Origin of the sequence: Tractidigestivibacter scatoligenes, from assembly GCF_001494635.1 — a bacterium.
Classification (GTDB): Bacteria; Actinomycetota; Coriobacteriia; order Coriobacteriales; family Atopobiaceae; genus Tractidigestivibacter; species Tractidigestivibacter scatoligenes.
In genome coordinates this window covers 62115-79239 of the sequence record NZ_LOJF01000012.1, presented here as the reverse complement: position 1 = coordinate 79239, position 17125 = coordinate 62115, and the positions used below count along the sequence as shown (strand labels likewise).

At 63.6% G+C, this 17125-nt stretch carries 23 protein-coding genes and 1 pseudogene; 12 read left to right on the top strand and 12 right to left on the bottom strand.

The window, feature by feature from the left end; genetic code table 11:
- The first annotated feature begins 218 nt into the window (after positions 1 to 218).
- Positions 219 to 1811 carry a glutamine-hydrolyzing GMP synthase gene (gene guaA / locus AUL39_RS10360; RefSeq protein ID WP_059055995.1) on the top strand — a complete coding sequence of 531 codons (1593 nt, stop codon included), beginning with the start codon at positions 219 to 221 and terminating at the stop codon, positions 1809 to 1811.
- A 518-nt stretch (positions 1812 to 2329) separates the two neighbouring features.
- Here the strand turns inward: guaA and AUL39_RS11505 are convergent.
- The 5 genes and pseudogenes from AUL39_RS11505 to AUL39_RS10345 form a co-directional block, all read right to left on the bottom strand.
- Positions 2330 to 2770, bottom strand: coding sequence for a hypothetical protein (locus AUL39_RS11505; protein WP_235810848.1), 441 nt, complete (start codon positions 2768 to 2770; stop codon positions 2330 to 2332).
- Between the two features lie 14 nt (positions 2771 to 2784).
- Positions 2785 to 2940 (bottom strand): annotated as a pseudogene (locus AUL39_RS11665) (peptidoglycan recognition protein family protein); the annotation flags it as partial.
- A gap of 63 nt (positions 2941 to 3003) precedes the next feature.
- Complete coding sequence (locus tag AUL39_RS11315) at positions 3004 to 3147, bottom strand: hypothetical protein (RefSeq protein WP_174519255.1); 144 nt, start codon at positions 3145 to 3147, stop codon at positions 3004 to 3006.
- Entirely contained in the window at positions 3144 to 3362 is a 219-nt protein-coding gene (locus AUL39_RS10350; RefSeq protein ID WP_059055993.1) for a hypothetical protein, read from the bottom strand. Before AUL39_RS10350 ends, AUL39_RS11315 begins: the two co-directional genes overlap by 4 nt.
- On the bottom strand, positions 3355 to 3582 hold the full coding sequence (locus tag AUL39_RS10345; protein WP_059055990.1) for a hypothetical protein: 228 nt from the start codon (positions 3580 to 3582) through the stop codon (positions 3355 to 3357). Before AUL39_RS10345 ends, AUL39_RS10350 begins: the two co-directional genes overlap by 8 nt.
- Before the next feature lie 121 nt (positions 3583 to 3703).
- Between AUL39_RS10345 and AUL39_RS11270 the strand changes: the two genes are divergently transcribed.
- Positions 3704 to 3841 (top strand): 3'-5' exonuclease family protein, encoded by a 138-nt coding sequence (locus AUL39_RS11270; RefSeq protein ID WP_235810847.1) that lies wholly within the window; start codon positions 3704 to 3706, stop codon positions 3839 to 3841.
- Positions 3842 to 3940: 99 nt separating this feature from the next.
- Here AUL39_RS11270 and AUL39_RS11500 read toward each other — a convergent pair whose 3' ends face one another.
- Positions 3941 to 4252 (bottom strand): hypothetical protein, encoded by a 312-nt coding sequence (locus AUL39_RS11500; protein ID WP_235810846.1) that lies wholly within the window; start codon positions 4250 to 4252, stop codon positions 3941 to 3943.
- A gap of 22 nt (positions 4253 to 4274) precedes the next feature.
- Here AUL39_RS11500 and AUL39_RS10340 point away from each other — a divergent pair, with 22 nt between their 5' ends.
- The 6 genes from AUL39_RS10340 (at position 4275) to AUL39_RS10320 (ending at position 8385) form a co-directional block, all read left to right on the top strand.
- Positions 4275 to 4721 (top strand): hypothetical protein, encoded by a 447-nt coding sequence (locus AUL39_RS10340; protein ID WP_059055988.1) that lies wholly within the window; start codon positions 4275 to 4277, stop codon positions 4719 to 4721.
- A 435-nt stretch (positions 4722 to 5156) separates the two neighbouring features.
- Positions 5157 to 6140: an EamA family transporter gene (locus AUL39_RS10335; RefSeq protein ID WP_235810845.1), complete on the top strand. Its 984-nt coding sequence runs from the start codon at positions 5157 to 5159 to the stop codon at positions 6138 to 6140.
- 33 nt (positions 6141 to 6173) lie between these two features.
- Positions 6174 to 6314 carry a helix-turn-helix domain-containing protein gene (locus AUL39_RS10995; RefSeq protein ID WP_160327080.1) on the top strand — a complete coding sequence of 47 codons (141 nt, stop codon included), beginning with the start codon at positions 6174 to 6176 and terminating at the stop codon, positions 6312 to 6314.
- Positions 6315 to 6485: 171 nt separating this feature from the next.
- Entirely contained in the window at positions 6486 to 6821 is a 336-nt protein-coding gene (locus AUL39_RS10330; protein WP_160327079.1) for a transposase, read from the top strand.
- 282 nt (positions 6822 to 7103) lie between these two features.
- Positions 7104 to 7412, top strand: coding sequence for an ArsR/SmtB family transcription factor (locus AUL39_RS10325; protein WP_235810844.1), 309 nt, complete (start codon positions 7104 to 7106; stop codon positions 7410 to 7412).
- 88 nt (positions 7413 to 7500) lie between these two features.
- On the top strand, positions 7501 to 8385 hold the full coding sequence (locus AUL39_RS10320) for a radical SAM protein (protein WP_070807636.1): 885 nt from the start codon (positions 7501 to 7503) through the stop codon (positions 8383 to 8385).
- Between the two features lie 147 nt (positions 8386 to 8532).
- On the opposite strand, the gene AUL39_RS10315 is transcribed toward AUL39_RS10320, so the two are convergent.
- Positions 8533 to 9036 carry a TetR/AcrR family transcriptional regulator gene (locus tag AUL39_RS10315; RefSeq protein WP_201783945.1) on the bottom strand — a complete coding sequence of 168 codons (504 nt, stop codon included), beginning with the start codon at positions 9034 to 9036 and terminating at the stop codon, positions 8533 to 8535.
- Between the two features lie 127 nt (positions 9037 to 9163).
- Here AUL39_RS10315 and AUL39_RS10310 point away from each other — a divergent pair, with 127 nt between their 5' ends.
- The gene (locus AUL39_RS10310) at positions 9164 to 10195 is read left to right on the top strand and encodes an alpha/beta hydrolase (protein WP_059055980.1); all 1032 of its coding nucleotides are present in this window, start codon (positions 9164 to 9166) and stop codon (positions 10193 to 10195) included.
- Between the two features lies 1 nt (position 10196).
- Here AUL39_RS10310 and AUL39_RS11495 read toward each other — a convergent pair whose 3' ends face one another.
- Positions 10197 to 10466, bottom strand: coding sequence for a hypothetical protein (locus tag AUL39_RS11495; RefSeq protein ID WP_235810843.1), 270 nt, complete (start codon positions 10464 to 10466; stop codon positions 10197 to 10199).
- A gap of 400 nt (positions 10467 to 10866) precedes the next feature.
- Between AUL39_RS11495 and AUL39_RS10300 the strand changes: the two genes are divergently transcribed.
- Positions 10867 to 11604: a MerR family transcriptional regulator gene (locus AUL39_RS10300; protein WP_059055978.1), complete on the top strand. Its 738-nt coding sequence runs from the start codon at positions 10867 to 10869 to the stop codon at positions 11602 to 11604.
- A gap of 26 nt (positions 11605 to 11630) precedes the next feature.
- Here AUL39_RS10300 and AUL39_RS10295 read toward each other — a convergent pair whose 3' ends face one another.
- From AUL39_RS10295 to AUL39_RS10280, 4 genes are all read right to left on the bottom strand, one after another.
- Positions 11631 to 12065: an Rrf2 family transcriptional regulator gene (locus AUL39_RS10295; protein ID WP_059055976.1), complete on the bottom strand. Its 435-nt coding sequence runs from the start codon at positions 12063 to 12065 to the stop codon at positions 11631 to 11633.
- 65 nt (positions 12066 to 12130) lie between these two features.
- The gene (locus AUL39_RS10290; protein WP_059055974.1) at positions 12131 to 12964 is read right to left on the bottom strand and encodes an ABC transporter ATP-binding protein; all 834 of its coding nucleotides are present in this window, start codon (positions 12962 to 12964) and stop codon (positions 12131 to 12133) included.
- On the bottom strand, positions 12964 to 14505 hold the full coding sequence (locus AUL39_RS10285; protein WP_059055971.1) for an ABC transporter permease/substrate-binding protein: 1542 nt from the start codon (positions 14503 to 14505) through the stop codon (positions 12964 to 12966). The genes AUL39_RS10290 and AUL39_RS10285 overlap by 1 nt, the downstream gene beginning before the upstream one ends.
- Positions 14506 to 15117 carry a 4Fe-4S binding protein gene (locus tag AUL39_RS10280; protein ID WP_059055969.1) on the bottom strand — a complete coding sequence of 204 codons (612 nt, stop codon included), beginning with the start codon at positions 15115 to 15117 and terminating at the stop codon, positions 14506 to 14508.
- A 146-nt stretch (positions 15118 to 15263) separates the two neighbouring features.
- On the opposite strand from AUL39_RS10280, the gene AUL39_RS10275 reads away from it, so the two are divergent.
- Positions 15264 to 16073 (top strand): protein-ADP-ribose hydrolase, encoded by an 810-nt coding sequence (locus AUL39_RS10275; protein WP_235810842.1) that lies wholly within the window; start codon positions 15264 to 15266, stop codon positions 16071 to 16073.
- The gene (locus AUL39_RS10270) at positions 16066 to 16896 is read left to right on the top strand and encodes an SIR2 family NAD-dependent protein deacylase (RefSeq protein ID WP_235810841.1); all 831 of its coding nucleotides are present in this window, start codon (positions 16066 to 16068) and stop codon (positions 16894 to 16896) included. The genes AUL39_RS10275 and AUL39_RS10270 overlap by 8 nt, the downstream gene beginning before the upstream one ends.
- Positions 16897 to 17125 lie beyond the last annotated feature (229 nt).

Below are 17125 nucleotides of genomic sequence, written 5' to 3'. Positions count from 1 at the left end.
CGTTGTGTGGTTCTTGCTCGATGCTGGCGCTACTCAAGGGCACCGCCATAACCGATTCATCATACGTGACGAGCGTGAACGCTCCATGAAGAGGGGAGAAAAAGCCGACGTACATACGGTGTCCTCAATCCTTGGGAGTCCTTTACGTGGCCATTCGGTAGTATGCTCTAGAACGTATACATATTTTGTCCGGGAGCATCCGGGGATGGGAGACGCGCATGTCCGAGGCAAGGCCCAAGCAGTTTGTGGCGGTCTTCGACTTTGGGGCCCAGTACGGGCAACTTATTGCTCGCAGGGTTCGTGACCTGCACGTTTACTCAGAGATTGTCCCCTGTGACATCTCGGCGGACGAGCTTGCCGCAATGGCCCCCTCTGCCATCATCCTCTCCGGCGGCCCCGCTTCGGTCTACGCCGAGGGTGCGCCCGACATGGACGCGCGCGTCTTTGAGCTGGGCATCCCCATCCTGGGCTTCTGCTATGGCGAGCAGATCATGGCCGTCAAGCTTGGCGGCGAGGTTGCGCACACCGACAAGGGCGAGTACGGACCGGCAACGCTCACGCGCCTTGGCTCCTCGGTTCTTCTCGACGGCACACCCGAGGGCGGCCAGACGGTGTGGATGAGCCACCGCGACTCCGTGAGCCGTGCCCCCGAGGACTTCATGGTCACCGGCCGTACGGACACCTGCCCCGTGGCTGTCATGGAGTGCCCGCGCCGTCGTCTCTTCGCTACGCAGTTCCACCCCGAGGTGCGCCACTCCGAGTACGGCACGCGCATGCTGGAGAACTTCCTGTTTGGCGTGTGCCACCTAGAGAAGAGCTGGACCATGGAGGGCATCATCGACCAGAAGGTCGAGGAGATCCGCCAGCAGGTTGGGTCGCGCAAGGTTATTCTCGCTCTCTCTGGCGGCGTGGACTCCTCCGTGGTCGCGGCGTTGGTGCACCGCGCCATCGGCGACCAGCTCACCTGCGTATTCGTGAACCATGGGATGCTCCGCAAGGGCGAGCCCGAGATGGTCGAGGAGGTCTTCCGCGAGCAGTTCCACATGCCGCTCGTGCATGTGCATGCCGAGGAGCGCTACGCCAAGATGCTCGCCGGCGTTACCGATCCCGAGAAGAAGCGCCGGCTCATTGGCACCGAGTTCTGGAAGGTCTTCTTCGACGAGGCCCAGAAGATCGGGGACGTGGAGATGCTCGCGCAGGGCACCATCTACCCGGACATCATTGAGTCCGGTGCACGAAAGACCGGCGGCAAGGCGGCAACCATTAAGAGCCACCACAACCTGATTCCGTTCCCCGAGGGCGTGCACTTCGACCTTATCGAGCCTCTCGACCACTTCTTCAAGGACGAGGTGCGCGAGCTGGGCATTGCGCTTGGGCTGCCCGCCAAGATGGTGTGGCGCCAGCCGTTCCCGGGCCCAGGGCTTGCCATTCGCATCATTGGCGAGGTGACGCCCGAGAAGCTCGCCATCCTCAAGGACGCCGATGCCATCGTGCGAGAGGAGCTTGACGCCTACAACCAGCGCCTCTTTGAGGAGACGGGCGATCGCAATTCCGAGCACGCCTGCTGGCAGTACTTTGCTGTGCTTCCCGACATCAGGAGCGTTGGCGTGATGGGCGACGAGCGCACGTACCGTCGCCCCATCATCGTGCGTGCCGTGGAGTCCACAGACGCCATGACCGCCGACTGGGCAAAGCTTCCCTACGACGTGATCGGGCGCATCTCCAGCCGCATCGTGGACGAGGTCGATGGTGTGAACCGCGTGGTGTATGACGTCACGCCTAAACCGCCAGCCACGATCGAGTGGGAATAATTTTCGGGCTTTTACAGTTCGCAACGCTCTGCTACAAAAGACAATATTTCCGCAGGTCAGATAGGTTGAGAAGAGATTTGAGAAGCGACGCTTCGCAACGCTTGAAAACGCTTGGTTCGGGATTATTAGTGGCAGAATTAGTGGCAGGGTCGGAGCGGATGGCCTGAAACGCTTCTAGCACAGAGTGACACAGAGACGGTGGCGCGGCTTCCCCGAGGGAGTCGCGCCACTTTCATTTTTGATTGGCTGGGGCATGGGCCCGCCCTTGCAGAGGAGACCGCACAGGAGGGGGGTGCTGCACACTCCCTCGCGCGCAGGGGACGCGCGCTCACCCCCTTGCTGCCCTGCGGCGGGCGTGCGGTGAAGGGGCACACCGCACGTCCGCCGCAGGGAGTCGGAGGATTCCGAAGCTCAGCGTCCTCCACTGGCGGCCCACAGCAGGAGCGCTAGGGGAGCGACGAGCGCGCAGAGGGCAGCGGCTATGAGCGTGGCCACCGCCCAGGAAAGCTCGTCCCGCGTCAAGACAGGAGCTCGTTCACCCGTCGCTGAACTGCCGCGTAGTTCGCGCCGAGGCGCCGCTTGCGCTCCTCGCCGTTGCCGAACTCGCCCCTGATTACCGCGCGTGCGAGGGCGTCCACGTCAACGACCTGGGAATGCGGCCTCGCGCCGGCACCCAGGATCTCGTTCACGCGCGCCTGGACGCGGCCGTAGTTCGCGCCGAGCGCCCTGCGGCGGTCGTCGCCGTTGCCGTATTTGCCGGCGATCACCTCGCGGGCGAGGGCGTCGATGTCGGGGGAGGGCACGGTCGGTGCGGGGCTCGCGGAGGCTGCGCCGCCGGCGCCCATGCGGTCGTACCACAGCTGGGCGCGCCCGATGTAGGCGCCCCTCTGCGAGCCGTAGATCTGGCCCGGCAGCTCGTGCTCGCGAAGTGGCTGTGGGGGAACACGTTGACGTTCCATTCCGGCCGGCCAAGCCCGTAGAGCCTGCAGAGCGCGGCCACGAGGTGGGTGCCGTTGTCGAGGCAGGCCTCCGAGATCGTGCCGTCCGAGCGGTTGGCGTGCTCGATGCCGATGGACCTCAGGTTCTCCGCCCAGAGGCCGGCGTGCCAGGCGGTGTCGCGGTCCCACACCAGCTGGCCGACGTGCCCGGAGCTCTCGACCTGGTAGTGCGCGGACGCCTTGCGCGTCTGCCATCAGTCCCACACGTCTTCGACGGAGCCGTCGGCGTCGTTGTAGTGGACGACGACGTGCTGGATTCTTGCTCCGCTACGGCCGGGGGTGAAGTGCTTGCTCAGGAGCCTCACGATGTCGGCCTCGCAGCGTGCCCAGTCCCTCATCGCGCGTCACCCCGCTCGATCTCGGGTGCGTCCTCGTCGACGCGCTTGCCGAGCTCCGCCATCACCAGGGCGACGACGAGCGCCCTCCACTCCGTCGGGAGTGCGGTCGCGCCCACCAGCATGTCCAGGTTCGCCACGACGACGCCCAGGACGCCCTGGACCACCGTGCGCGCGAGACGCCAGTACCACTCGTTTCCGCCTAGGAAATCAGCCATCCCTGTCCGCCTTCCTCTCGAGGCCGTCGACGTCGTTCCTGAGGAGCGCCACGTCCCGCTCGAGCTGGTACGTGCGCTCGACGAGGCAGTTGTGCTTCTCCGCCCTGCGCGTGCGCTCGTCGATCTTCTGCTCCATCACCGCGCGCGACTTCGAATTGCTGGCTATGACGCCGGCAAGCGTAACGCCGCCGGATATGAGCGCCACGAAAACCGACTCCAAGCCCGACTCCCCTCGACGACGCCCCTTCGGGCACCATGGTCACGGGAGGTCACAAGCGCACTGATACAATGCCTTGCATGTGCATAAAACGGAGTCCGAGTCCGCTGCGTCTGGGGGTGGCATGGTGGTCGATCCGAAGAAGTACCTCGTGTTGGACGTGGAGACGAACGGGCTGAACCCGGCAAAGGATGACCTGCTCTCAATCTCGATTTACAAGCCCGATGACGGGGAAGGCGTTCGATCGGTTTCTGACCCTTGAGAAGCAGAGCAAACTCGACTCCAAGGCCACGGCGGTAAATGGAATCAGGAGAGGGGGCCTGCGCGGGAAGAAGCCGCTCGACCAGGGGGGGAGGCCGACTCACTGATCGAGGGATTTGGGCTGCGCGAAAGAACGATCCTTACCTACGGAGGCGCCCGCGGCGCTTCGGGACGAGGCTTCGATGAACGCTTTCTGCGGCAGTACTTCGACGACCACGGGCTCGTCGGCGTGGACAAGCTGCACTTTTTTGACTTCAAGAGGTTGATTCACTCGGGAAGGAGCACGTCCTTTCCGGTAACGAAGGACAACCTGGGCAGGGCGTTCGGCATCGGTGGTGTATCGAGCACCCATACATCCAAGAACGACTGCATGCTCGAGTGGAAACTTTTCGAGGCGACGGATGGACAGCATCTGCTCGTCACCCAGAGGAAATGTGTTCAAGTTGAACCACGGGTATGTGGTTCCCGCCTCTTACCTGGACAGCTTCTCGGGACTCAGAGAAAACGCCGGGGTGCCGAAGAGGTACGTGGAGGCTCAGAAGGTATTCGCGCTCGAGCTCTCAGAGGGCGCGACGAGGGAATTCGTGAGATTTCCGAACAACATATCCGGCGTAACCGTCGAGCACCTGATTGACTCGGAAGTCCAAGCCAGGCAGGTCGATGCGCGCAAGAGACTCCTCAGAAACAAATCGAAGCTCGAATATGTGGGGTCGTTCCCGGGCGCGTCGGAACCCATCCCGGTAGAGTTAGGGGACGACGGCCTCGCCTGCCTATCGTCTGCAACCCTAGAGCATACCGCCCAATCGGTACGGAATGAAATGGGGCCGTGCGCACTTGCAGACGCGCTCGACCTCACAAGGAAGAGGGGCGGAAGCTTCTGAACTGCGTCCCAAAACTTGGGCGGCCAAATAGAGACTAAGCCAGATTCAAGGACTGATATTACCGACGGTCCCCGATTCCCGCGCGGGCAGAAAGCGCAGCAGCCTGGAAGGCTCCACAATTTGGGACAAAATCCCCCGTCCCTTTTGTCCCAACCAGCGAGTCAGAGGTGCGGCGGGCAGAGACTCGCTTTTTTCCTTGGCTTTTCTTGACGGCATCTCCTCTGTTGTAGTACTTTGACCCCGTCTAAAAACGCGTGGACTTTTCTGGGCGCTAGCCACCTTTTCGCCACGCAACCGAGTAGTCGGTTGCGTGGCTTTTTCGTCTCGGCAGCAGGTGCCACAAGCACCGCCAGAAGACCGGGCGAGCCCCACCTTCCGACTGCAGGGATCAGACGCGCAAGACGTGCGTCTGCGAGACAGCAGACGGAAGGTAGCATGATGACGGGAACGGACACAATCAAGCAAAAGGCAGCCGGGGCAGGAGCCACGGGCGCGGGACAGGCCAAGGCGGCGCTCCAGGTCTTTGTGGGCGGTGCCTGCTACGGCGCGATGGCCACGACCTACAAGCTCGCCTACGCCGCAGGCTTCACCTCGGCGCAGGTGGTGGCGAGCCAGGCGTGGTTCGGCTGCCTCTTCTTCGCCCTTGCCACGCTCGCGGGCCACGCGCTCGGGCACCGCTGGCAGCGCGTGGGCTGGAAGCTCGCCCTTAAGCTCATGAGCCTGGGAGCCCTCACCTGCCTCACCTCGATCCTCTACTGCTACGCCATGAGCGTGCTGCCCGCCCCGGTGGCGCTCACGCTCCTCTTCCAGTTCACGTGGCTGGGGCTCGTGTGGCAGACCGTCATGACGCGCCGGCCGCCGAGGCCCCTCCAAGTGGTCTCCGCCCTGGTCATCGTCTTCGGGACGGTGTTCGCGAGCGGCGTCTACAAGACCGGCATCGCCGGGTACGACCCCGTGGCCCTGCTCTGCGCGCTGGGGGCGGCCGTGTCCTGCTCCCTCTTCGTCACCTTCTCCGGCAAGGTCGAGACCCCCTGCTCGTCCGAGCAGCGCGGCGTGATCGTGTGCGCGGGCTCCGTTGTCATGTCGCTCACGGTGTGCCCGGACTACATCGTCTCGGGCGTTCTCGCCCAGGGCATCCTGCCCTTTGCCGTCATCGCCGGCTTCTTCGGCATGCTCTGCCCGGTCCTGCTCTTCGGCATGGGCTCTCCGCACCTGCCCGCGGGCCTCTCCACCGTCATGGCCGCAGCGGAGCTCCCCGTCGGCCTTCTCATCGCCATGATCGTCCTCGGCGAGCCGCTCGGCGTCGTCGAGTGGCTGGGCGTCATCATCATCCTCGCCGGCGTGTGCCTGGCACAGGTCCCCTCCCTGCTCGGAGGCCGGGAGACAGGTCGCGCCGTCGCGGGAAAAGCCGTCAGCTAGCTGTTGTGTGCCAACAGGTTGTTGACACATGACGTGACAAAGGGGGACTCCTCCAAGCTGTGGCTTGTCGAAGGTCGCGGCGAGAGCGTGTCCGCCGTCGCCCGGGAGGCGGGCGTGAGCAGGCAGACGGCCCACAAGTGGATCGCGAGGGCCGAGGCGGGCGAGCCGCTGTAGGACCGCCGCAGCCGCCCCTCGCGCCTCGCGAGGCTCACGCCCCCCGACGTCGAGCCGAGGGTCGTGGAGGCCCGCCGCGCCCGTCTGCTCGCCTCGCTCGCCCTCGCCGCCGAGACCGGGGTGCCCGCCCGCACCTGCGCCAGGATCGTCGCGCGCAACGGCCTGCCGCGCGTGGCGGTCGACGACGGGGGCAGGGTGGCCTACCTCTCCTCCACCAGGGAGCACAGGGTGCGGGTCAGGACCAACAAAGTCTGCGAGCGGGCGAACGCCGAGCTCAAGCGCAGGGCGAGGGTCGTCCAGGCGTTCCCTTCCAACGAGTCGCCCATGCGCCTGGTCGGTGCGGCCTGCTGCGAGCAGAACGCCTGGCTCGACGCCAAGTTCATCGACGCGAGGTCCATGCGGGACCTGGCCCCCGTCGCCAGGGGCGGCGAGGCGGACGAGGCAGAGCTCCTGAGGGTCGTCTCGGCGGTCGAGCGGGAGTTTGAGAGGAGGCTGAGGGCAGCGTAGAATCCGACTGCGGGGAATGGCCCTACACCACTTTTTGGGACGCAATTCCAAACGTGACGCCACGGACGTTAGGGCAGGCGACATGGGAGGATGCAGTCCAGGATTCCCATCGCAGTCCCAACTGTCGACTTTTTCTAACTGAACGCATCTCTCAGAGTGGTAGTCGAACCCGCGGAAGTGGACCAGCTGGTCGAAGCCCTTGCCGCCGATCGTCATCGCGTGACACGGACGTGAAATGTGCATTGACATATCGCGGTATTACGATATGATGTACCTATGGACATGACCGAGACATTCAAGGCGCTATCGAACCCCACGCGGCTCCAGATCCTCATGTGGCTGAAGGACCCCGAGGCCAACTTCCCCGAACAGGGAGGACACCCCGGCGTGCCGGATGACCTGAAAGGCGGGGTGTGCGTGGGCTCCATCCGCGACAAGGCGGGCATCTCCCAGTCGACCGCCTCGCAGTACCTCGACGTGCTGCAGCGCTGCGGGCTGCTTCTCTCCGAGCGCCACGGCAAGTGGACCTACTTCCGCCGCAACGAGGAGGCTATAGCCGAGCTGGCCCGGTTCGTGGGAGGCGAGCTCTGACGCCGCACCCGGACGAACCGACTAAGCGCATTGGCATTCCATAACGCATCGACATATCACGATATCTAGTATTGAGTAGGACGAAACAATGCACTACACGGGACCGGTAATCAGGCCTCCCTACGAGGCGGGGAGCGTAATGCTTGAGGTGACGGTGGGTTGCACGCACAACTCGTGCACCTTCTGCACCTACTACAAGGGCCACCCCTTCCATCCCGCGCCGCTCGAGCAGGTGCGCGCCGACCTCGCCGAAATCGCGCGCTTCCGCCCCGGCACCGACCACATATGGGCGGCGGGAGGCGACCCGTTCTCCATGAGCACGCGCAGGCTGCTCGAGCTGGCCGCGCTCGTCCACGAGTACCTGCCGGGCGCCACCATCTCAACCTACGCGCGCGTCGACAGCATGCGCAACAAGACGGTGGACGACCTGCGGGCGCTGCACGACGCGGGCTACACCGACATCATGATCGGCATCGAGTCGGGCGACGACGAGGTGCTCGCGCACGTGAACAAGGGCTACGCCGCCGCCGACGTCGTGGAGCAGTGCGGGAAGCTCGACGAGGCAGGGCTGCCCTACAACTGCATCTACCTGGGAGGAATCGCCGGCGCGGGGCGCGCCGAGGAGACCGCCGCGCGCTCGGCGGAGGTGTTCAACCAGATCCGCCCGCGGTTCATGTACCTCACGACCGTCACCATCTTCCCCGACTCTGAGCTCGGTGCCGAGGTGGCTCGCGGCGACTTCGAGCCCATGAGCGAGCTCGAGCGGTTCCGCGAGTTCCGCGCGCTCGTGGCCGCGCTGGAGAACCCCATCGTCGTCGACACGCGCCTGGTCACCAACTCCATCGGCTTCGTCGCAGAGCTGCCGGCCGACCGCGAGGAGTGCCTGGCCGCGCTCGACAAGGCCATCGCCGGCTTCTCGGAGGACGACGAGCGGAGGCTCTCGCGCAGGAGGGCGATGATGCGCACGATCTGACGCCGGAAATCGTGACTGAGCGGCTCCTTTTTATCGTGCGCTGCCTGTCGCACCACCCAGGTATTGTCAGGGACGGATGCGCGCGCGATCCAGGAGCAAGCCTAGAAGTCCACTTCTGCGAACTCGTCTAGACTGGCTGCGCTCGTTTTAGCCGACAATCCCACCCAACATGCTCCCCGACACCAGGGCTGCCAGTTCCTGCGGGGTTTCTTTCCAGCCACTGCGCGCCCATGTGACGAACAAGCCGTAGAGACCGTAGGCGAGAAAAGCGGCCTCGTAGCTCCCCTCGCGTCCTAGGTCGGCGTCGCTTACGATCGTTTCGAACGCGGCCAGGATGGCATCCGTGTATCCCTGCTCGATCATGAGGTCGTTTTCCGCGCGCAATGACAGGCAGAACTCGAAGTAGCGCAGGGCACGCTCGGGATTCGAGAATGCGAGCTCCTTGAGGTGGTGCTCCTCCTCGTAAGCGCGCCACCGGCGAACGAGGTAGGCGGTCAGCAGCTCCTCCTTAGACGAGAAGTTGCGAAAGTACGTGGCGCGGCCCACGCCCGCCCGTGCGGCAAGCTCGTCGATGGTTACCTTTCTGATGTTCTTCTCGGCCATGAGCGAGAGCAGGGCTGGTCCCAGCATGTCTGTGGCATATGCAGACACGACAGACCTCCTGATACGAAAGCCGCCGATGCGTATCGTTCACGCGTGTGGCATCGAACCGATTGTTGAACGGACGATACGATTGTATCAACGGCAATGAATCAAGGGCGTTCTTCAGGGGGCCGAGATGAAAGAGAAGACAAAGAGGCGTCTACGGCTGCTCGCAAGGGTGGTCGGCGGAATATGCGTTGCTCTTGTCGTGCTCGCTCTGGTGCTGGCTACTCACACGCAGATTGTGGTTGGGGCAATCCAGGCGCTTTCGGCCGGTACGGTCAAGACGACCAACACCTATGAACCTGAGGGCGAGCCCATGGATGCGGTGCGGGACAACGGTCAGCGCATCGTTACCGATATTGCCTACGCCGACGAGTACCCCAACAGCTTTCTAGACATTACCTACCCCGACTCGGATACCTCCGTGCGAAGGCCTACGTTGGTCTATTTTCACGGCGGCGGTTTCTTTGGGGGCAGCAAGAGTATGGGCGATCCGCTGGCATCGAGTGATGTCACGTCGCTTCTGGACGACATCTGCGCGGCCGGATACAACGTCGTGAATGTGGACTATGGACTCGTGCCCGACTGCCGTTTTCCAGTTCCTGTTATACAGGCAAATCAGGCACTGGCCTGGTGCGAGTCGCATGCGGACGAGTATGGCCTCGACATGGATGATGTCATCATCATGGGCTCGTCTGCCGGTGTCATCATATCCAGCCAGTTGGGTGCCGTTCTCTCGAACCCAGAGTATGCCGCCGAGCTTGGCATCGAGCCTTCACTAGAGCGAGACCAGGTGAGAGCCGTCGTGATCGACGACGCACCGCTCGTCTACGACGAGTTCTCCCTGGGCACCAAGGTCCTCATAGGCAACTACGTTCGCGGCACGATCTTCCTCAGCAAGGAGGAGGTCCATCGCTACGATGCCACCCAATGGGTCACCTCGGACTACCCGCCCGCGGTGCTTCTTGGTAGCGAGTATCACAACGACATGAGGCACATGGATGCAGCGCTTTCGGAGGCGGGCGTCACGCACGAGCTCATCGACCCGCTGGCCGAACGTGGCCTGGAGATGCCGCACTGCTTCGTGGCTGCTGAGCGCTCGGACGAGGTCGCACGGGATGCATTCGAGAGGATGCTGGCGTTTCTAGCCGACCGGACGGACTAGCTCACTGGGAACGTAGCAGGGCGATTGCGAGGCGGTACTTTTGCGCCCGCTCTCGGTCGGCATCCGTGACCTTGGCCAGGCGGCTTAGGTCGCTGTTGTGGGTGAGGTCGGCGAGCTTCACCGTTCGGGCGAGGTCGTTGTGCTTCAGGTTTGACACATAGTCAAGATAGGGCACGCTTTTGTCGTGCGTGAGTAGCTTGAGGGCGTCGATCACGTCGTCGTCGACGCCGGCCGCGCGCAGGTCGTCGAGGGTGGTCGGCGTATCTTCCACAACGTCGTGCAGCCATGCCGTCGCCTTTGCCTTGTCGCCGCTTACCTATGCGGCCACGTGTGCGGGATGTTCGATGTAGGGTGCGCCGGCTTTGTCGGTTTGCCCCGCGTGCGCCTTGCGTGCGATTGCCTGCGCAATAGTTTCCTGCGGTCCCATGCGCTTCCTCCCTTTTGGCAGCTCTAGCGCGATTCTATCGAAGGCGGGATGAGATGCAAAGCTAAGGAATGGGAGAGAAGCGTGTTTTCCCGCAATGCGACGAGCCATGCTCGAACGCCTTGATGCCGTCATCGCGGGCCTTCCGCCTGATATTGGCGGAGGTGGAATTGTCTGACAGAACATGCTTGACCCTCACGTAACGTCATACCTTAGAGTGTGGCCAAGACGAGCGAGGGGAGGGTCCGTGAGAACCGTGCATGAAGTCAGCGAGCTTGCGCACGTGAGCGTGCGAACGCTGCATCACTACGACAAGATAGGCCTGCTCAAGCCGAGCGCCCGCAGCGAGGCGGGCTACAGGCTCTACAGCGATGACGACCTGACTCGGCTGCAGCAGATCATGCTCTTTCGGGAGCTGGAGTTCTCGCTTGCCGACATAGGGGCAATTCTCGACAGCCCCGGCTTCGACCGGAACAAAGCGCTCGACCAACAGATCGAGCTTCTGGAGCTTCGTCGGGAGCACATCGGCAGCCTGATAGGCATGGCAAAGGCCCTCAGGGGCGGAGAGGGGAACACCTTGGAATTCGAGCCGTTCGACACGAGCAAGCTGGACGAATACGCCGAGCAGGCGAAGGCTTCGTGGGGAAAGACCCCGCAACGGAAGGAATATGAGGACAAGTGGGCCGGAAGGCCAAAGGAGGAGCAGGTCGCGATGGGCAAGAGCCTGATGGAGCTCTTCGTGCCGTTTGGGAGGATGTCTGCCGAAGGGGCCGACCCCTCGTGCGAGGAGGCGCTGGCTCAGGTTGCAAAGATCCAGGCATTCATCACCGAGAACTACTACGACTGCACCGACGAGATTCCGGCGGGGCTTGGCCAGGCATACGGCAGTGGTGGCGACTTCACACGCAACATCAACGCGGCGGCCGGTCCTGGTGCCGCCGAGTTTGCCGCTGCCGCGGTGCGCGCGTACTGCGACCGAGCGTAGGTTGCGAGCGGGCGGTCCGGCAACGCCTAGCTGGCCGCCAGCAGGCGGATGTCCTTCTCGACGTCCGCCATGGTGGTGCGCTGCAGCTGGTCCTCCAGCGCCTGCTGGGCGGCCTCAAGCCTGCCGTCCAGCGCGGCGTGGATGTTGCCGCCTACGGGGCATTGCGGGCAGGGGCTCTCGTGAAAGTGGAAGAGCGAGTCCGCGTCGCTCTGATCCACAGCGCGCCACAGGTCAAGAAGGGTGATCTTCTCGAGCGGCCGTGCCAGCGTGATGCCGGTCTTGCCCTTGCTGGAGTTGATGATGCCTGCCTGCTTGAGCATGCCCATGATCGTGCGTACCATGACGGGGCTCGTGCCGATGCTTTCCGCGAGGAAGGCGCTGGTGACGGGCCTGGTGTCGCCAAAGTAGTCTATGGCGCAAACCATGTGCGCCGCCATCGTGAGCTTGCTGGTTATCCGCATCCGTTCACCTATTCCGTATCAACGGCCTTGCCAAGGGTCTTCTTCCCGCCTCTTGTGCGAGGGTACTACATCGCGGCGAGCGCCGCCCTCGCGCGTGCCGCACCGCTGTGAGTGCAGGCGCACAGCTGGTCTTCCGGAAGGTCGCAGGCATGGCGCTGGCGCGAGACCAGCTGCTCGACGAATGCCGTCGCGGGGCGCGCCAGAATCTCCTCGGACGCACCGTATTGCTGTACCTTGCCCTCATCGAGCACGAGCACGTGCGTCCCCAGGCGCAGCGCCTCGCCTATGTCGTGGGTCACGAACATTACGGTGATGCCGGTCTCGCGGTGGATGCGGCTTATTTCGACCTGCAGCTGACCGCGGGTAATCTCGTCCACGGCGCCGAACGGCTCGTCCATCAGAAGGATGTCGGGCGACGCGGCCAGGGCCCGTGCGATGCCCACGCGCTGCTGCTGACCGCCCGATAGCTCGGACGGGTAGCGCTCCAGGAGGTCGCAGGGGAGCCCCACGATGTCCATCCACGTGCGCACCGCCTTGCGCGTGCGCTCGTGGTCGTGCTTGTTCAGCAGGTTGGGCACGTAGGAGATGTTTTCCTCCACCGTCATGTGGGGGAACAGCACGCTGCCCTGGATGGCGTAGCCGATGTTGCGGCGCAGCCGGATGGGGTCGGTCTCACGTACGTCGTGCCCGTCCACCAGCACGGTGCCCGAGGTGGGCTCTATCAGGCGGTTCACCATCTTGAGCGCCGTGGTCTTGCCGCTACCGGAGGAGCCGATCATGGTGATGAACTCGCCCCTGGGAATCCTGAGGTTCAGGTGCTCGAGCACGCTCTTCTCGCCATAGGCCTTGCAGATGTCGCGATACTCGATGGCGACGTCATTGGTCGTCGTGGTGCTCATCAGATCAGTCCCTTCGAGCGGAGAAACTCCTCGGCTACGGTCTTGGGGTCCTTGCCTTCCTCTTCAACCTCGTAGTTCATGCGCGCCATGTCTTGCTCGGAGATGGTGCCCTGGAGCTTCTCCAGCACGCCACGCAGCTCGGTGTGCTGCTGCAGCACCTGGTCGCGCACGACGTTGCCGCACTGGTAGGAGGGGAAGAAGCCCTTATCGTCGGTGAGGACCGTGGCGTCTGCGGTACTCAGCTTGCCATCGGTGGTGAAGATCACGATGGCATCGACGCTGCCCTGGGCAAGCGCATCGTACTTGAGGCCGATGTCCATCTGCATGGTGTTGCCAAAGCTCATGCCATACGTGTTGCAGAGGGCATCGTAGCCGTCCTCTCGCTCGAAGAAGTCTGCCTCGGCGCCTAAGGTCAGGTGGTCTGCCACGCGGGCCAGGTCTGAGTAGGTCTTGAGGTTGTACTTTTCGGCGACGTCCTTGCGCACGGCCATGCCGTATGTGTTGCCAAAGCCGTACATCCCCACCCAGCTCATGCCAAGCTCCTGGTAGCCTGCCTGCAGCTGGTCGAACTCGCCCTCGGAGTAGGTGCCCTCGTTCTTGAGGACCATCGCCCAACCGGTGCCCGTGTACTCCGGGTACAGGTCGAACTGGCCGGATTCCATGGCGGGCTCGATGTTGGAGGTACCGCCACCCACGCCCTCGGTGAGCTCTACCTTGAGGTTGGTGTCGTGCTCGATGAGCATCTTGAGGGCTTCGCCCATCACGTACTGCTCGGTCATGGGCTTGGTGGCCACGTGGATGATGCCGCCGGTCCCGGCGAGCGCCCCCGGTACGGTTGCGCCCAGCGCCACGGCCGCGCATGCCGCTGCGGCACCAATGGCCAGCCTGCGGTTGGTGCGGTGCGACTTGGCTCCGCGTGCCCGCATGCGCTTCTCGACAAAGCCCAGAATGGCATCTACCACCAGGGCAAGCACGGCAATGAGAAGGCTGCCCGCCACGGTCATTGCGGCGTTGTTGGTGGTGATGCCTCGATAGATTGCCACACCCAGGCCGCCCGCGCCGATGAACGACGCGATGCCGCCAAGCGCGATGGTCATGGTGACCATGTTGCGGATGCCGCTCATGATGACAGGCAGGGCCAGCGGCAGCTGCACGCGCACGAGCGTCTGCATGCGCGTGCCGCCCATGCCCCTAGCGGCCTCCATGATGGCGGGGTCCACGTTGGTCATACCCGTATAGGTGGAACGAACCATGGGCAGCAGCGCGTAGACGGTAAGCGTGATGATGGCGGTTGCGTCGCCCACACCGCTGAAGGGGATGAGAAAGCCCAGCATGCTGATGGACGGGATGGTGTACAGGAAGTTCACGACGGCCAGCGTGGGCTTGGCCGCCTTCTGGTACTCGCTGATGAGGATGCCGGCGATGCCGCCAAACACGATGGCGATAAGGACGGCAACCAGGCATATCTCCATGTGTTCAAGGAGCAGGCCCCAGAAGAAGTCCCAGCGTTGGACGAGAAGGTCCCAAGACTGTGCAAGCATCTATCCCCTTTTCTCTATGGCCTGAACGGGGCAGTTCTCGTAGCACAGCCCGCAGTGCAGGCAGTGCTCCTGAGCTATGGCGAAGGGCTTGCCTGGGGTGATGCACTGCTGCGGGCAGTTGCGCGCGCACGTGCCGCAGCCTATGCAGGCGTCGGTTATCTGGAAGCCCTGTAGGTGCGTGGGCGCGCCGCCCAGCGAGAAGGTCTGCCGATAGATGGGGGAGACGCCCAGGTCGAATATCTCGACGCAACCGTTGTCGATTACGAACGGGTCCAGCACGTAGCGCGACTGGCCGGGGTACACGTCGTTCATCGAGGGATTCTGCTCGAAGATGCGGTCGATCCAGGTGTGGGGATCGTTGGTGATAAAGTGCACCTCGCCGGCAAGGCGCACCATCTTGAAGTCGCGCGTCATGCCCACGATGGCCACGTGCGGGTCGCGCAGCAGCTGCGCGTGGAAGTCCTTCCCGCGCGAGGTGCAGAAGTACAGCGCGCCCTCGTCCACGAGCATCACGTCGATGATGCGGATCTGGGGGTGGCCCTCCTGGTCCACCGTGGCAAACGACACGTCCTTGATCTCGCGAAGCGTCTGCAGACAGTCCTGTGCGTTCATGGGGCTCCTCTCTTGTGGCTTACGTGTAATATATGTTGTGACACGTAACATGTCAAGAAAAAATTGACACGTTTGCTACTATTGCCCCAGCAAACACGAGCGTCCCATACGAGCGGTCTCGCCCGCGAGGGAGGAAGGGGCACCACATGGCGGAGAAGGACATGACGCAGGACGAGCGCAGGGTCTGGCTCATCCGTGCGCTCGAGGAGGAAAGAAGGGCCTGGGGCGGCGACACCCCCGACGTGTCAGACGACGCGGAGGGCCAGCGGCTGCTGCTGAGGGCCCTCGTGAACGTGCGACCGCCCGAGCCGGCAGACCCCGAGCTGCTGCGCGTGCAGGACGCGTACCTGCGGGAGCGCCTGGCCGAGCGCGGTGGTGCCGTGGGCGAGAAGGACATGTCCTTCTCGCCCGAGGGCATCGCCGTGTGGCGCGGCGACATCACCCGGCTTGCGGCGGACGGCATCGTCAACGCGGCTAACAGCCAGATGCTGGGCTGCTTTGTGCCCAACCACCGCTGCATCGACAACGCCATCCAGACGTACGCGGGCATCCAGATGCGGCTGGAGTGCGCGCGCCAGATGGCCGCGCAGGGACACAAGGAGCCCACGGGTCGAGCAAAGATAACGCCCGGCTACAACCTTCCCGCTGCGCACGTGCTGCATACGGTGGGTCCCACCGTGGGCGGCGCTATTCCCTCGCCGCATGACCGTGCGCTGCTGGATAGCTGCTACACGTCCTGCCTGGAGCTGGCGCACGAGCGGGGGCTCGCCAGCCTGGCGTTCTGCTGCATATCAACGGGGGAGTTTGGCTACCCCAACCGCGAGGCCGCGCAGGTGGCCGTGGCCACGGTGCGCGACTGGAAGAGACAGACCAACAGCAAGATGAAGGTGATCTTTGATGTTTTCAAGCCAGTGGATTACGACATCTACCGGGGGCTTCTCGGGGTGCGTGGATAGGATTGCGGACGCGGTGCGCGATGCCGACGCCATCTTGGTGGGCGCGGGTGCGGGCCTCTCGACCGCTGCGGGCTTCGCGTACGCGGGAAAGCGCTTTGACGACAACTTTGCGGACTTCCGCGACGCATATGGCATAACGGACATGTACTCCGGCGGGTTCTATCCCTTTCCGGACGAGGAGTCGCTCTGGGCATGGTGGAGCCGCTCGATTCTGCTCAACCGCTACGACTGCCCTGTGGGCCAGCCGTACCTTGACCTGCTCCACATGCTGCGCGGACGCGAGTACTTTGTGCTGACCACCAACGTGGACCACCAGTTCCAGCGCGCCGGCATCGACCACGACCGGCTGTTCTATACGCAGGGCGACTACGGCTTGCTGCAGTGCTCCAAGCCCTGCCACCAGGCCACCTACGACAATGAGGAGCTGGTGCGCCAGATGGCAGAGCGGCAGAGCGACCTGCGCGTTCCCAGCGAACTGGTGCCGCGCTGCCCGCGTTGCGGCGCACCCATGTCCCTCAACCTGCGCTGCGACGACACATTTGTGGAGGACGAGGGCTGGCATGCGGCGGCCAAGCGCTACGACGACTTCCTGCGCGAGCATCGACGCGATCGCATCGTGCTTCTGGAGGTTGGCGTGGGCGGCAACACGCCGGTCATCATAAAGTACCCGTTCTGGAAGCTGGCCTCCCAGAACCGCCATGCCACCTACGTGCAGCTGAACAAGGGAGAAATGCTGGCGCCCTCGCAGCTGGAGCGGCAGAGCGTTCTTTTGGACTGCGACGCCGCCGAAGCGCTCTCTGCCGTTCGCGAGCGCCTGAGCTAAAGGTTCTGCGCGCTACGAGCTAGCCGGACTAAAGTTGGCGCTATTTGCCCATACGTAAGCGTGTCGACAAACACAAAGGCCCTGCTTCCCATCTGTACTCGGAACTCTCATACCATGTGTGGGAATACCAGAGCCGAGGGGAGCGGGGCTATTCTGCATGCGGCCTTGCTGCAGGCAGTTAATACTCTGATACGTCCACCATTCTCGGCGGAGCACTTCTTTCCTAGAT